Source organism: Sphingobacterium sp. UBA5639 (genome assembly GCF_002421245.1).
Classification (GTDB): Bacteria; Bacteroidota; Bacteroidia; order Sphingobacteriales; family Sphingobacteriaceae; genus Sphingobacterium; species Sphingobacterium multivorum.
This window is the reverse complement of record NZ_DIJR01000001.1, coordinates 35,034-49,917: the sequence shown is the minus strand read 5'-3', so window position 1 is coordinate 49,917 and position 14,884 is coordinate 35,034. Positions and strand designations below refer to the sequence as shown.

The window sequence follows — 14,884 nt, the reverse complement described above, 5'->3', positions numbered from 1 at the left end:
CATAAAAACCAATGCGGATACATTTTATACAACACGAAGTTTTTGAAGCACCCGGAGCCTATTTAGCCTGGGCAGAAAAACAACAGCATGAGGTCACCTTTTCCCAGGTCTACCAACAGGACCTTCTGCCAGACGAAATTGATTCCGTCGATGTATTGATCATTATGGGCGGACCTCAAAGCCCAGATTCATCCCCTTCCGAATACCCTTATTTTGACGCTAAGGCCGAAATCGCCTTTATCCGCCGATGTATTGATGCAGGCAAGGCAGTTGTTGGTATATGCCTGGGCGCACAACTGATTGGCGAAGCGCTATTGGCAAAGTATGAACATAGTCCACAAAAAGAAATTGGGGTTTTCCCCATCACGCTTACAGCGGCAGGAATAAACGACTCCAAAATAGCACATTTTGGCAGCCCGTTATCGGTTGGACATTGGCACAACGATATGCCTGGACTTACCCCTGAAAGTGAAATCTTAGCAAGTAGCGCCGGCTGCCCTAGGCAAATTGTGCGTTATACAAATCTCGTTTACGGATTTCAATGCCATATGGAACTCACGACTGAAGTCGTCCGGCTATTGATAGCTTCAGAAGAAGATCTCCTTCTCCAAAGCCAATTGCACCAATTTGTGCAATTACCCGACGTAATTCAGGCTTATGATTACAACGAAATGAACAATAAACTTCATACATTTTTAGATTTACTTGAATGTGCATACAGGAGAAGTCTGGTCAATAAATGCGCATAACTGTTTAAATGAGGCCATAAAAATTCGTAGAGGTAATTCATTAGTTGGATAAAAAATCGTAGATTTGATATTAACACAAAGAACTATTGATGGACCTAAGACGCAGTAAACTTCTAAAAATGGGCTATGTCGCCCTTCTGGCATTTCTCCTGTACAGCTGTGTTTCCCAAAAAGAAAACAAAAAACTGACCTGGTATCAACATCAGATTATCGAGCAGCTTGTTCCGGAAACTGATTCCAGTTACAGAGTGCAAATTGGTATCATGGCTGCTACCTTCTGGCTAGATAATCAAGATGGTCAGCTGACCAAAAAATTGAATCTCCTGCAACAGAGCTACACGCAACGAAATAAAGTCGACGTCGCTGTTCAGCAAGGTACCAACAAAATCATTCGCGTCACCAAATCAGAATAGAGCACGCTCTATCTAGGCAACACAAATGATTTTGGCACCACCAATACTTCAATTATAGTTCATATCCTAGGCCCACACAAATCATCCACTACACATGTTGTTTGCTATCTTCTCAATAAGGTCCGGACAGACCACATGGTAAATTAAGCAATCTTATTCATTGCTATAATTTGAGGCGTTTCCTGTAATTTTTCACCAGCCACTTTTCCAAATGCCACAATATAAGGTTGTTGATTATGCGCATCCAAGCCCGCTTGATCTTCCCAGATTTCATAAAATATAAATTGATTTTCATCACTGTTTACCTGGTGCAGATCATACTGTATACACGCTTCTTCTTTCCTACTTGCCTCGACCATTTCTAACAATAATGCCAATACTTCTTCCCGATGTGCAGGAACTGCTTTTAAAATTGCGGTTAAATATACCTTCATGTTATTGATTTTATTTTGGTAATTTACTCTTTTCATCGCAATAACGCCATGGATAAAGCGATTTATCGATCAATAAATTTTTAGTTCAACGTAGTTTCCAAATGGAAGACCTCTTCCAAATATTGTTTATATTCCTTTTCGTAATTGTCGACACGTTCTTGAGATGCCCCCTTTTCCATATCATGAAAATGGAAACTTCCCAGGTGTTCCAATCCTACAAACTGATTCATCTTATGAAAACCGAATAAAACACCGGCATCAACTGAATGCTGATCAAAAAACTCATTTTCCATTGTAAATGCTGTCTCAGGGGCATTCCAGCTCGAAGTCACCATGTATTTTTTACCTTGCATCAACCCCCCGGTGCCGTAATTAATTGCCGGATTCTTACGCGATCGACCATCACTCTTATAGATACCGTTGTTGTGGCCGGCCGTAAAGACTTCATCGATATAAAGTTTCAGACGATTCGGAACCTGGAACCACCATACAGGAAAATGGTAAACGATAATGTCTGCCCATTTAAAATTTTCAACTTCAACCATTGGATCAAAATCATCATTGATATTGGTAACCCTTGTTTCAAATCCATTTTCAGCCAATGTTTCAACGGTCCAATTTGTTATTGTGGTATTGAAAGAACCACCCGAGTGTGCGAATTTCTGTCCGCCGTTGATAATAAATATTTTCATCTCTATAATTTTTATTATTGATAATACAAATTTCTATCATATTTTTGAATCATACAAATAATTTAAATTGTATATTTGTATCATAAAAATAATAACTATGAAATGGAACTTAGAATGGCTTCGTACATTTAAGGCAATCTATGAAACCGGAACATTATCTGCAGCTGCACAGGAATTATTTATTTCTCAGCCGGGGGTAAGCTTACATCTGAATTCCCTGGAAGCATTTACGGGGCACAAGCTTTTTGATCGCTCTGCGCGAAGAATGGTGCCGACCGAAAAGGGGAAAATCTTGTATAACTATGTTATTGATCCGCTTAAAAAACTAGAAACCGGTGAACAGCATTTTCACAAACGGGCATTGGACGAACGTATAACGATCAGTATCGGAATGTGTTTTGAGACCTTTCAGTACACCCTCGAAGAACATATTGCCCAGCTCCCCTTCAATTTAATTATCAAATTTGGAGAATATCCGCAGATGCAACAGGATCTTGATAATGGTTTATTGGATCTTATTATTACGCCTCAAAAAGGAAACCAACAGAATCTACAGTATGAAGCTTTTTCAAAAGAACGTATTGTCTTGATTGCAGGGTGTCAGACGGATACATCCACACTGGAAGCACTGCTGAGTGCCAATAAAATTAAAGAAGCAGCTCAACTCCTTAAAAAACAATTATGGTATAGCACGGCTGCCGATATGGATCATTTAAAAAACTACTGGTCAACACACTTTGGCGAACATCCAGACTTTAGCCCCAATTATATTGTTCCCAATATTAGCTCCATCATACGCTGTTTGAGCAACAATACAGGCTTTTCGATTGTTCCTGACTTCCTATGTGCTGAAGCAATTGCATCCGGGAAAATAAAACTAATCTGGGAAGGGACATCGCCTGTCGAAAATATCCTTTACTTCGGAACTAGAAAGAAAACCATGTATCAGGAAGAAATTGGGCAGTTGGAAACGCTGTTAAAAGAGAAATGGTAGTCACCTGACTCGCTCATAGCAACAAGACCTCCATTCGCTCAGACCTATTTATTGGCTAGCCGCTCCTGTAACTCCCGACGGAAAGTAATACCGACCGGTAGGGACGTATTATTGATCTGCACCATTCCATGCTCATATTTGATCACCTTATTGATCGAAGCAATGTAAGATTTGTGGATACGGATAAACTTTGATGCCGGCACCTGTGTGAGAATTTGCTGGGTGGTGCTTGCGGTCAAAAATGTCTGACTAGGAGTGACAATTTTCACGTAATTGCCAAAGCTCTGGATAAAATCGATCTGCGATAATTTAACGTCAATAATACGGCCATCCATGCGTATACTAATTGATTTAGGTTCTTTTTCCTGGGGCGACACAGCCGTGTTATAGGATAAAAAACGTTGAACAGCCTTAAAAAAACGAGGAAATGAAATAGGTTTTAACAGATAATCAACAACGCCATAATCATAACTCTCCAATGCGTATTCGGAATATGCTGTTGTCAAAATCGTTTTGGGCGGGTTATCCAGCATCTTCAGAAACTCCATCCCATTAATTTCGGGCATTTCAATATCCAGGAAGATTAAATCTACTTTGTTCTCCCGAAGAAACTCCAATGCCTCAAAAGCATTATAACACTGAGCGACCAACTGCAGATCAGTACTTCTTTCAATATAATTTACCAGTACATAATGCGCCGCAGGTTCGTCATCAACCACAATACAGCTATTTTTATTCATTGTTTAAAGATTGATAACCAATGACACCTCATACTCCTCTTTCTTGGAATTTGTCGTTAATGTATACCGATTAGGATACAAAAGCTTTAACCGCGCTATTGTATTTTCCAGACCTATTTTCGCCGAAAAAACATTCCTTTTCTTAACGGGAACAGAATTCCGTACATGCAAATATAAGTTCCCTTTTTCAATCTTGATCGAAATATGTACAAAACAATCTTCAATACTGCAGGTTCCGTGTTTAAAAGCATTTTCTACGAAAGTAATCAAAAGCATCGGCGCTATCTGATAATTGATATCTTCTTTTTTTTGATAATCAAATTCAATTTTCGTGCGATAGCCTAACCGTTCGCGCTCCAGCTCGATATAACTTGAGATAAAATCGATCTCATCATCCATACCGACAAATTCCCGATCGCTGCATTCCATCTGATAACGGAGAAGCTGGGAAACTTTGATGATCAATTCGGAGGTACGTTCCGGATACTTTAAATTAATACCATAAATGGTATTCAATGTATTGAATAAAAAATGTGGATTGAGCTGTTTTTTTAAATGCGATAATTGCGTCTGATTGGAAAGCAGTTCACGTCGGGTCTTCACCCGTTGGAAGCGATAAAACTCTATAAATTGGATACTACCCAATATACAGATCAACGAACCCAATAATACACCAAATTGATAATGGAACGTTTTCTGAACAAGATTCTTGTAAAGAAAACAATTCTTGTAGATCACGTTATCCGTTAGCTCTTTTAATATGAGTGCAAAAACCAGTAGTGTTGCCACCGACGCCAAAATATACAACAGCGGTTTATTCTTCTTCAGTAGCAATGGCAACAGGAAAAAGCGATTCAATTGCGCATGCGCATAAAGGATCAAGAAATAGAACACCCCCATCAAAAATCCCTTCCAGCTCAGGATCAAAATCCAATCGTTCAAAGTAAAGAGGATAAACGAAAAGATCAATAGCACGATCTCCTGTATCACCTTGTTCTCCAAAACCTTTCTCATAATCCTTTTTTTGTTAAAAATCTGTTACAAAGTAAAAGTTTTAAGTTTATAACAGTAGAAAAATAAATGACGAATTAAATTGGTCACTTTTAAACGCTATAGATCATTTTAAAGGGACATCGCAATTCATCTCATCGCTATCTTCGTGTCCATAAAATGATAGATAACCTATGCTGAAATTGAATTTAGTGCTGTCATTGGCTGTATCACTTGCGACCTCCTCTTCCTTCGCTCAGAAGCTTACGCTTCGCGATGCCGTAGAACAGGGTATTGCAAATTATGGAAATATCAAGGCAAAGGAATATTATCTCCAGTCCTCCCTGCAGACCAATGAACAAGTCAAACGCGACTTTTGGCCCAATCTGAACATCGTAGCCCAACAGGACTTTGGAACAGTCAACGGACAAAATGGTCCGCTGTATGGATTTGGTGGGCTGGGTGTAGCTTCTTCGGGAGCCGCTCTTCCAGAACAAAATTGGAATGCCGCATTTGGTGCGCTTTACTTAGCCAATGTCAATTGGGACATTTACACCTTTGGACGAAAAAAAGAACGTATCGAATTGGCCAAATCCGATACCAAACGACTACAGGCCGATCTCGGTCAGGAACAGTTCCAGCATAAAATCAAGATTGCTGCGGCTTACCTCAATTTATTGGCTAGTCAACGATTGGAAAAAAATCAACAGATGAATCTGGATCGTGCACTGGTATTTTTAAATATTGCTGCCACCAAAGTAAAAAATGGAATATTGCCCGGAGTAGATTCTACACTTGCTTCAGCGGAAGTATCGCGCGCTAAAATCAGCCTCAATCAGGCCCGTGAAAATGTTAAGGAGCAAAACAACAAATTGACAGTATTGATGGGAATACCAGCAAAAGACCTGCAAATAGACACCTTGCTCGTCCAGAAAACACCCGTCGAGCTAACGCCCCTTTCAGGCAACTTGATTGAAAGTAATCCTATTCTGCAATTTTATAAAAGTAAAATTGAACTTGGCGAACAACAATTGAAACTATCAACCAAAGAGTATCTTCCCACTGTAAGCGCCTTTGGGGTCTTTCAGACCAGAGGATCTGGTTTTAAGAGTGACTACATTACGGATTTACAAGCATATAGCACAAATTATTGGCAAGGGGTTCGTCCCAGTAGGCAAAATTATCTCTTGGGATTGGGCATAAACTGGAACCTGACTTCGATTGCGCGTATCAATAAAAAAATCAGTGCACAGCGCTTTACGAACGATGCCCTAAGAGAAGAATACCAAACTGCCGAAGCCCAATTGACAGCACAGCTGGATGCCGCTGATGTGAAAATCCAATTGGCCCGAAAAAGTGATCTAGAAGCTCCCCGACAAGTGTCGGCAGCTCAGCAAGCTTACAATCAAAAAATGACGATGTATAAAAACGGCCTAGCGACACTTGTCGACGTGACGCAGACCTTTTACACATTAAATAGAGCCGAAACCGATCGAGAGATCGTCCACATCAATCTTTGGCAGTCGCTTTTACTAAAAGCCGCCGCTGCGGGAGATTTTGATATTTTCAACAAAGAACTATAAATAACATTACATGAATTTAATACGTTTTGCCTTACGCAAGCCGATATCCATCCTCGTACTCGTATTGGGACTTATTGTCTTTGGCATAGGTGCCGTTCGATCGATCAAGGTGGATATCCTGCCAAAAATGAACCTTCCGGTTATTTATATTGCCCATCCATTTGGTGGCTATTCGCCGGATCAAATGGAATCTTACTTTGCCAAAAACTACGTCAATATCCTTCTTTTTGCCAATGGGGTCAAGTCCATTGAGACCAAGAATATTCAAGGTCTGACCTTAATGAAAGTATCGTATTACGAAGACACCAACATGGCCCAGGCTGCAGCCGAGCTAAGTGCCCTGGCCAATCGGATCCAGGCCTCCTTTCCTCCAGGCTCACAACCACCGTTCATCATTCGTTTTGATGCCTCCTCCCTTCCTGTGGGTCAACTGGTATTGAGTAGTAGCAAACGGTCCAATAATGAACTGCAAGATCTGGCCAACGTCTATGTCCGGGCATCGTTTACGTCAATCCCTGGTCTACTGTCGCCCCCTCCTTTTGGGGGAAGTCCACGTACAATTGAGGTCAACGTTGATCCCGATTTAATGCGGAGCCACAATATGACGCCCGATCAGGTTGTAGAAGCGCTAAGACTGAACAATCAAACTGCCCCGGCAGGAAACGTACGCATTCAGGATAAAAACTACATTACGCCGACCAATAATACCATTAAAGAGGTCAAAGATTTTGAAAAAATCCCGCTATTTAAAGGTGGTGTACAAAATCTTTACCTTGGAGATATCGCTACGGTAAAGGACGGAGCTGATGTTACTGCAGGCTACGCCTTGGTCAACGGCAAGCGCTCCGTATACGTCAGTATTGCCAAAGCTGGCGATGCCTCCACATGGGAAGTCGTCCAGAACTTAAAAGCAGCTTTACCAAAAATTCAGGAGAATTTACCCGACGACGTCAAGTTATCGTATGAATTTGATCAATCCGTTTATGTCATCAATTCGGTAAAGAGTTTGATTACCGAAGGTGCCATCGGAGCTATCCTGACCGGACTTATGGTGCTCCTATTTTTAGGTGATCGAAGAGCCGCGCTGATCGTTATCCTGACCATACCGATATCCGTGATATCCGGAGTGCTCTTTCTGAAACTCTTCGGGCAGACCATCAACCTCATGTCCCTCAGCGGACTAGCCCTGGCTATTGGTATCTTGGTCGACGAAAGTACGGTAACGATCGAGAATATACACCAGCATCTGGATATGGGTAAACCCAAAGCCTTGGCTATCTGGGATGCCTGTAAGGAGATCGCCTTACCAAAATTATTGATCCTGCTCTGTATATTAGCCGTATTTGCACCTGCATTTACCATGACGGGAATTCCGGGCTCGCTATTTCTTCCCTTGGCCCTGTCCATTGGATTTTCGATGATCGTATCCTTTCTTCTTTCGCAGACATTCGTTCCCATCATGGCAAACTGGTTTATGAAAGATCATGCCCATAAGGCTCCACATGCGACCAAATCCGAGGGTTTAAATGCAGATGAAGCCCAGTTTGCAGCATCTGGACTGACCGTAGAATCCGAACAGGATACCTTGAATCAGAAGAAACTATTGGTGGAACGTGACGACTTTAACAACGATGGAAAGATCAGTATTTTTGAACGGTTCAGAAACAGATTCATGAAAATGCTCGATCGCTTGTTCAAAAGAAAGAAAACCATTACGGTGATCTATCTGCTTGGAGCGCTAAGTCTTGTTGTCATTTTACTTTCCACGATAGGCCAGGATGTATTTCCGAAAGTCAACTCCAGCCAGTTTCAAATGCGCCTTCGTGCCGCTGAAGGTACACGTATCGAACGCACCGAAGAAAAAGCAAAACTGGCGCTGGCCGAACTGGAAAAACTGGTTGGCAAAGAACATATTAGCATATCTTCTGTCTATATCGGTCAGCACCCCGGGCAGTTTTCAGTATCGCCGATCTATCTTTTCATGGCCGGTCCACATGAAGCTGTTTTCCAAATAGCACTGAAAGACTACCATCATGATATGGACAGTTTCCGTGATGAATACCGAAAACGCCTGAAAGCAGCAGTTCCCGATGTACAGGTATCCTTTGAACCGATCGAACTTACGGATAAAGTATTAAGCCAGGGTTCGCCTACCCCTATTGAAGTTCGGATAGCAGGAAAAAACAAAAAGAACAACGAAAAGTACGCCGGAAAATTGATCGAGGAACTAAAAGCCATCCCCTACTTTAGAGATGTACAATTAGCACAATCCATTAAATATCCTTCGTACGATATTAAAATAGATCGCATTAGAGCTGCACAATTGGGTATCGATCTCAGCGAAGTGACACGATCGCTTATCGCGTCCACCTCATCTTCGCGTTATACCGAAAAAAACACCTGGATCGATGAAAAAGCAGGACTCTCGTATAATGTCCAAGTTCAGGTTCCCATCGATAAAATGAAAGATGAGAAAGAAATCGGTGAAATCCCTTTATTGAAAAATTCGGCGCGACCAATACTGAGCGACGTTGCAACCATCACACCGTCCTTCACTTATGGAGAAAATGACAATTTGGGCGCGATGCCCTATGTATCAGTTACAGCAAATATTGATCATACCGATTTGAAAACAGCCTCCAAAGATGTAAAACGTAGTATCAAAGCCCTTGGTGAACTCCCGCGTGGATTATCCATGGAGCAAATAGGCCTCGGAAAAGTATTGGAAGAAACCATGAGCAGCCTTGAATCTGGTTTGGCTGTTGCCATTATCGTTATATTCCTGATGCTATCAGCCAATTTCCAATCGTTCAAAGTTTCTATGGTTGTACTCACCACAGTTCCTGCGGTGGTGCTGGGGTCATTACTTCTATTGTTGTTAACCGGATCTACCCTCAACTTACAATCCTACATGGGGATTATCATGTCGGTGGGTGTATCCATTGCGAACGCTGTCCTCCTCATCACCAATGCCGAACATATCCGTCGGCATCATGGAGATGCGCTGGCTGCCGCTCGTGAGGCAGCATCCTTACGGCTTAGACCCATTATCATGACCAGTTTAGCCATGATTGTAGGCATGCTCCCTATGGCCATTGGCCATGGTGAAGGTGGTGAACAAGTTTCACCACTCGGTAGAGCCGTCATTGGCGGATTACTATTTTCAACATTTGCCGTACTCGTCATCTTACCGCTCATATTTGCTTGGGCGCAAGAAAAAAGCAGTACACAATCGATCTCATTAGATCCTGAAGACAAAGAAAGTAAACACTATATTGCCGCATTAAAACCTTTATCGTAAAAGCAGTATAATCTATAAAATATGAAAAATAATTTGTTCAAAATATTATCTATCGCCGGCCTGATCGCATCCTTAGCAGGATGCCATTCGGCAGCCGAGGAAAATGTCAAAAAAGAAAGTCCCGAAGCTGCAGCTCCGGCAATGGAGACATTTGTACCTTCCAAACAGAAATTAACCAATAAAATGCAGATCCCTGGGGAAATCACGGGATTCCAGCAGGTCGAAATTTACGCCAAGGTCAGTAGCTATGTCAAAAGCCTCAATGTGGACATCGGCAGTAAAGTGCATGCAGGCCAGTTGTTGGCTGTCTTGGAAGCTCCCGAATTGAGTTCACAGCTATCTGCTGCAAAATCGCGGCTCAAATCGCAAGAAGCAGTTTATATGGCTACAAAGAGCACTTACGATAGACTCTTCGAAACCAGCAAGGTGGAAGGAACTGTGGCTAGACTCGATCTTGAGGTTGCTGAGTCAAAAAAGAATGCTGATTTTGCCCAGTACCAAGCCGCTAAATCAGCCTATGCAGAAGTACAAAACCTCTTGAATTATTTGGAAATCAGAGCACCCTTCGACGGTGTCATCGCAACAAGAAATGTCAATCAAGGCGCCTATGTTGGTCCAGCTGGCCGTGGTTCGGAAATGCCCATCATGACCATTCAACAACAACGCAAACTGAGGTTAGCCGTTGCTGTTCCGGAACAATATTCGGGTTTCCTGACCGAAAACCAGCCCTTACAATTTACCGTCAAATCATTGCCGGGGCAAACCTTCTCGGGTAAGATCGCTCGTAAATCGGGTGCCCTGGACAGCCGGTTAAGATCCGAACGGGTAGAAATTGACATTAACAATACCGACAACAAGTTATTGCCGGGCATGGTTGCAGAGGTCGAATTGCCTTTAACATCTCAGGATAGTACTTTTGTTGTACCGAAATCAGCCGTATTTACTTCGGGCGAAGGAAGTTTTGTGATTGCTGTTGTTTCGAACAAAACACAACGTATTCCTGTACAGAAAGGACGCAGCATCGATGGTCAGATCGAAATATTTGGCGACTTAAAACAAGACACCAAATTGGTCAGCAAAGCGGATGAAGAGATTATAGACGGTACATCAGTCAAATAGGACATCTCCTAATTCCTAAACAAAAGAAAGACCGAACCCATAACCGGATTCGGTCTTTCTAATTTATTCGGTTTTTCTAATTTAAATGCCCATAAATTTAAAGGGTTGGGCAGCCTTAAACAGGTTATTTGAAATGCCTTTTTGACAAGCACTATTCAGCTGCTTTCGGGTCAATTGCTGCTGCTGCTGCAGTTAGTGCTAAGGCCCCGCCAACGATCATAGCCTCCTGCCCCTTTTTTTCCTTAACAGCCAGCACGTCTCCACGCTTATTATACAGTTCAATAATATTATTAAGCGCTACTGAACCGGTCTGCCAAAGCTGGGCAGCATAAAATTTTTGCTCCGTAGTTTTAACAATGGCTTTACCATCTTCTAAAATCGAATAACTTAAATAACTACGTAAACTGTAAGGTGAATCAGCGCCTTCAAATCGAGCAAGTTTTACCGCAAAACTCTCGCCATTCATATCATACATATACACTTTTTCTTTTTGGGATGATCGTACAATGGATTTAACATCGTTTTTAAAATCAAAATAATGCCCATCCACATAGGCATGTGGTGGGATAAGCACCACATCTTTAGGCAAACTTACCGATCCTGTGATAGAACCGTTTACCCAAGTATCATTGAATATAGTGGATTTACTAGCGTTTATATCGTAAACCGAAGCATTCATCTTTCCATTAAAAGCAGCTTGTTCAACAGAATAACCTTGCGTTTTACCATTAATAATCATGGCCGAATTTTTAAGATCCCATAAGATCGGTTTATCGATTTTATTTTCTATTCGAAGGTAAATTCGACCATTTCTGTCGGCAAAGGAATAATCAATTTGTACTGTATCATTATTAAATGAAAACGTTCCCTTGTCTTCATCTTTTTTTACATTCTCCCCATTGAATGTCATGAGATAGTTGGAAGAACAGGCTGAAAGAAAAACAGCACAATACGTTAGCGTGAGAACTTTGAATACTTTTCGCATAAAATCAGGATATCTTAGTGTAATTGCAACGGCACGAGTGCTGTTGTACAACAATATAAAAAACTATTATTAAAAAAACAACGAAACGACATAAAATAATTTCCTAATTAGGGTATTAATCGCAAAGTATCACTGTTTCTATCAAAATAGTACATGATCGTCATAAAGCAGTAAATGGCCCTCTTTTATCGTCCGATACAGCTTTGAAATTGCTTTACATCAGTTTACATAATAACAGGGATATTGCAGGGGGTTAACAGGGGGTTAGCAGGGGTAAATCCCCAGTTAACCCCCTGTTAATACCTTGTAAAAAGATTATTATATCCCTCTTAATGGAGAATAGGATATTCGACTGATAGTAACCATAAACAAATCAAGGAATACCATCAACTGTTGGTCTGATTAGCGTAACAAAAACGGTTAAACGAATAGATTTTTTTTTAACCGGAAAGCAAAAGCTATATTTACAGTCAACTAAACCAAATCCAATGAAAGAGAAATTTATCGACAGAAAAGACCAACAGGCCAATAAGATATTTGAAAGAAGAACATTATCCTTCGATTATAGAACGATTATTCCCTTACTATCTCCTGGCATGGAAATCTTGGACGTGGGCTGTGGTACCGGAACGCTCACGAATGAGGTAGCAAGCTATATCGGCGACGGAACTATAACCGGGCTCGATAATACACAGTCATTTATCGACAGTGGCAATGAGCACTATGGTAGCACCCAAAATCTGAACCTGGTCTGCAGCAATATTTTTGATTATCAGCCTCCACATCCTTTCGACCTGATTATAACGCCGCGCACCATGCAATGGTTAAGTGATATTCCCAGGGCATTGGGCTTATTCAAATCCTGGTTAAAGCCCGGAGGACAAATTTCTATTTTAGACTACAATCACACCGCCATTGAATGGAACCCCGCCCCTCCGGAAAGCATGCTCACATTTTACCATACTTTCCTGAAGTGGAGAGCAGATGCAGGTATGAACAATCGTGTTGCTGATGAGGTCGCTGCACTGCTCCAGGAAGCAGGTTTCCATTCTGTTCAGGTTATCAATGCCGATCAGACCTACAAAAAAGGAGAAGCTAACTTTGATACCAATCTGGCCATCTGGAACAAAGTCGCCCAATCGCGACAAATGGTTACGGAAGGGTATATCTCCGACGAACTTCGCTTACAGGCTATCGCCGAATACAGCCAATGGATCGAGACAGAAGCGACAAGCATGACACTTAAAATGAACGATGTACAGGCTAAAGTATAATCTCCTTTTATCCGTTTTCCTCCTACTGACACTTCCCGGGCTGGCCGTAAAAGCACAGCTCAGGGATACCATGATCAATGTAGGCAACCATAGCCTTCATTTCACTTTAATGGAAGGAAAAGGTATCCCCATTGTCTTTGAATCTGGAGCGGGAAATGATGGTTCCAATCCCGCTCAGGTTGTTGGCACAGTAATGATCGATATTGTCTCCCCTTATCTCATGACCATGGAGCGATCCAAATCATTGAAGAGCGAATATGCCAGTGAACTTGATAACATCAAAAAAGAAAGCCTAGGGTTCTATCATCTCGTTTTAAACTACGAAGCGTCAACGGCTGTTTTACATGAGGTTGCAGGAAAAATCAATGTCCCCATGACTGTCATTGGTTCAGGAAAATCGCCTTTTGAAGAACCCGATCGCAGTTTATTTATTGCTGCCCTTAAAAAATTTGCAGATCAAAAAAACAATAGACGTTATCTTTTGGCTCAAAATGCGGAGCATCATGTCTTTTATGACGAACCGGATCTGGTCATTGATGAAATCGTCAAACTATATCAAAAAACCGCATTCGAGTAATCAAAAAGTCTATCCGTACAACCGATTTTATTTGTAGCTTAGCAAGGCTGTACAACACACAACAACTTATCTTATGGATCATCAGGCCCAAAATGTCATCGATACACCGAGCAACAATACGGTGTTTATGGTATGGAATTTCCACGAAAATGTGGTCATTAAGGATGTCTTCCAACGCTTATGTGCATTGGTTGTCAATCTCAACAATTCGGCACAGGTACGTTCAAATCTTGTGAAAGCAAGCGTGGTATTGGGCATAAGCCACCATGCCTGGAAAAAGCTTGAACTCAACGAACCTATGCCAAAGGAATTGGTTCCTTTCGAACCTATCATCGGTCAAAAACATATTGCTGTGGCTACCCCCGGAGATTTACATTTCCATATTCGTGCTTATGAAAAAAGCTATTGCATTGACATGGCGACCGAAATAGCAGCCTTATTAAATCCCGTTGCGGATTGCAAGGAGGAAGTTCATGGGTTCAGATATTGGGATGGGCGAAGTATCTTGGGCTTCGTCGACGGAACGGAAAATCCCCTTGGTGAGGATCGTGCTTTCTTTGGTATCGTAGGTGATGAGGATGCAGCCTATAAGGGTGGAAGCTATTTATTTGTGCAAAAATATATTCATGACATGAATGCCTGGCGTTCTTTACCCGTCGCCGATCAGGAAAAGGTCATCGGCAGAAGCAAAGCAAACGATATTGAGATGAGCGACGATGAAAAACCGGCCAATTCTCATTCGGCCCTGGCCAATGTCGGTGACGATTTAAAGATTGTGCGCGACAATATGCCTTTTGGGCAAATCGCAACAAATGAAATGGGAACATACTTTATCGCTTACGCCAGCACATTCAGTACCGTACAATTGATGCTGAACAGAATGTTTATCGGTGAACCCGAAGGAAATTACGATAGAATACTAGACTTTAGTACAGCACATACCGGCTCCCTGTTCTTCTGTCCAACAATCAATATGCTGAAAGAATTTGCAGGTTAAAACCTATTTATCCGCTATCTCGGATCATTTTCAACA

Annotated in this window: 14 protein-coding genes; 9 read left to right on the top strand and 5 right to left on the bottom strand. The window is 41.7% G+C overall.

Features of this window, described 5'->3' with window-relative positions; all coding sequences use genetic code 11:
- Window positions 1-11: 11 nt before the first annotated feature.
- Both B4Z90_RS00245 and B4Z90_RS00240 read left to right on the top strand, forming a co-directional pair.
- Window positions 12-749, top strand: a complete 738-nt coding sequence (locus B4Z90_RS00245; RefSeq protein ID WP_070566976.1) for a type 1 glutamine amidotransferase — start codon at window positions 12-14, stop codon at window positions 747-749.
- An 89-nt stretch (window positions 750-838) separates the two neighbouring features.
- The gene (locus B4Z90_RS00240; protein WP_070566978.1) at window positions 839-1,162 is read left to right on the top strand and encodes a hypothetical protein; all 324 of its coding nucleotides are present in this window, start codon (window positions 839-841) and stop codon (window positions 1,160-1,162) included.
- 143 nt (window positions 1,163-1,305) lie between these two features.
- On the opposite strand, the gene B4Z90_RS00235 is transcribed toward B4Z90_RS00240, so the two are convergent.
- Window positions 1,306-1,596, bottom strand: a complete 291-nt coding sequence (locus B4Z90_RS00235; protein ID WP_070567167.1) for a putative quinol monooxygenase — start codon at window positions 1,594-1,596, stop codon at window positions 1,306-1,308.
- A gap of 80 nt (window positions 1,597-1,676) precedes the next feature.
- Complete coding sequence (locus B4Z90_RS00230) at window positions 1,677-2,288, bottom strand: NAD(P)H-dependent oxidoreductase (RefSeq protein ID WP_159333219.1); 612 nt, start codon at window positions 2,286-2,288, stop codon at window positions 1,677-1,679.
- Between the two features lie 97 nt (window positions 2,289-2,385).
- Here B4Z90_RS00230 and B4Z90_RS00225 point away from each other — a divergent pair, with 97 nt between their 5' ends.
- Window positions 2,386-3,282: a LysR family transcriptional regulator gene (locus B4Z90_RS00225; protein ID WP_046675049.1), complete on the top strand. Its 897-nt coding sequence runs from the start codon at window positions 2,386-2,388 to the stop codon at window positions 3,280-3,282.
- A 44-nt stretch (window positions 3,283-3,326) separates the two neighbouring features.
- Here B4Z90_RS00225 and B4Z90_RS00220 read toward each other — a convergent pair whose 3' ends face one another.
- Together B4Z90_RS00220 and B4Z90_RS00215 are read right to left on the bottom strand one after the other, a co-directional pair.
- Window positions 3,327-4,022, bottom strand: coding sequence for a LytR/AlgR family response regulator transcription factor (locus B4Z90_RS00220; protein ID WP_159333220.1), 696 nt, complete (start codon window positions 4,020-4,022; stop codon window positions 3,327-3,329).
- A 3-nt stretch (window positions 4,023-4,025) separates the two neighbouring features.
- Window positions 4,026-5,036: a sensor histidine kinase gene (locus B4Z90_RS00215; RefSeq protein WP_159333221.1), complete on the bottom strand. Its 1,011-nt coding sequence runs from the start codon at window positions 5,034-5,036 to the stop codon at window positions 4,026-4,028.
- A gap of 170 nt (window positions 5,037-5,206) precedes the next feature.
- Here B4Z90_RS00215 and B4Z90_RS00210 point away from each other — a divergent pair, with 170 nt between their 5' ends.
- From B4Z90_RS00210 to B4Z90_RS00200, 3 genes are read left to right on the top strand one after another with little or no spacing between them, the layout of a single operon-like run.
- On the top strand, window positions 5,207-6,595 hold the full coding sequence (locus B4Z90_RS00210; protein WP_159333222.1) for a TolC family protein: 1,389 nt from the start codon (window positions 5,207-5,209) through the stop codon (window positions 6,593-6,595).
- Window positions 6,596-6,605: 10 nt separating this feature from the next.
- Entirely contained in the window at window positions 6,606-9,896 is a 3,291-nt protein-coding gene (locus B4Z90_RS00205) for an efflux RND transporter permease subunit (protein WP_159333223.1), read from the top strand.
- A 21-nt stretch (window positions 9,897-9,917) separates the two neighbouring features.
- Window positions 9,918-11,015 (top strand): efflux RND transporter periplasmic adaptor subunit, encoded by a 1,098-nt coding sequence (locus tag B4Z90_RS00200; protein ID WP_070566989.1) that lies wholly within the window; start codon window positions 9,918-9,920, stop codon window positions 11,013-11,015.
- Window positions 11,016-11,166: 151 nt separating this feature from the next.
- On the opposite strand, the gene B4Z90_RS00195 is transcribed toward B4Z90_RS00200, so the two are convergent.
- Window positions 11,167-12,000 carry a hypothetical protein gene (locus B4Z90_RS00195; protein ID WP_139145020.1) on the bottom strand — a complete coding sequence of 278 codons (834 nt, stop codon included), beginning with the start codon at window positions 11,998-12,000 and terminating at the stop codon, window positions 11,167-11,169.
- A 488-nt stretch (window positions 12,001-12,488) separates the two neighbouring features.
- Between B4Z90_RS00195 and B4Z90_RS00190 the strand changes: the two genes are divergently transcribed.
- From B4Z90_RS00190 to B4Z90_RS00180, 3 genes are all read left to right on the top strand, one after another.
- Entirely contained in the window at window positions 12,489-13,274 is a 786-nt protein-coding gene (locus tag B4Z90_RS00190) for a class I SAM-dependent methyltransferase (RefSeq protein WP_070566994.1), read from the top strand.
- Complete coding sequence (locus B4Z90_RS00185; RefSeq protein WP_070566997.1) at window positions 13,255-13,851, top strand: hypothetical protein; 597 nt, start codon at window positions 13,255-13,257, stop codon at window positions 13,849-13,851. The genes B4Z90_RS00190 and B4Z90_RS00185 overlap by 20 nt, the downstream gene beginning before the upstream one ends.
- 73 nt (window positions 13,852-13,924) lie before the next feature.
- Entirely contained in the window at window positions 13,925-14,848 is a 924-nt protein-coding gene (locus B4Z90_RS00180; RefSeq protein ID WP_070567000.1) for a Dyp-type peroxidase, read from the top strand.
- The last annotated feature ends 36 nt before the right edge of the window (window positions 14,849-14,884 follow it).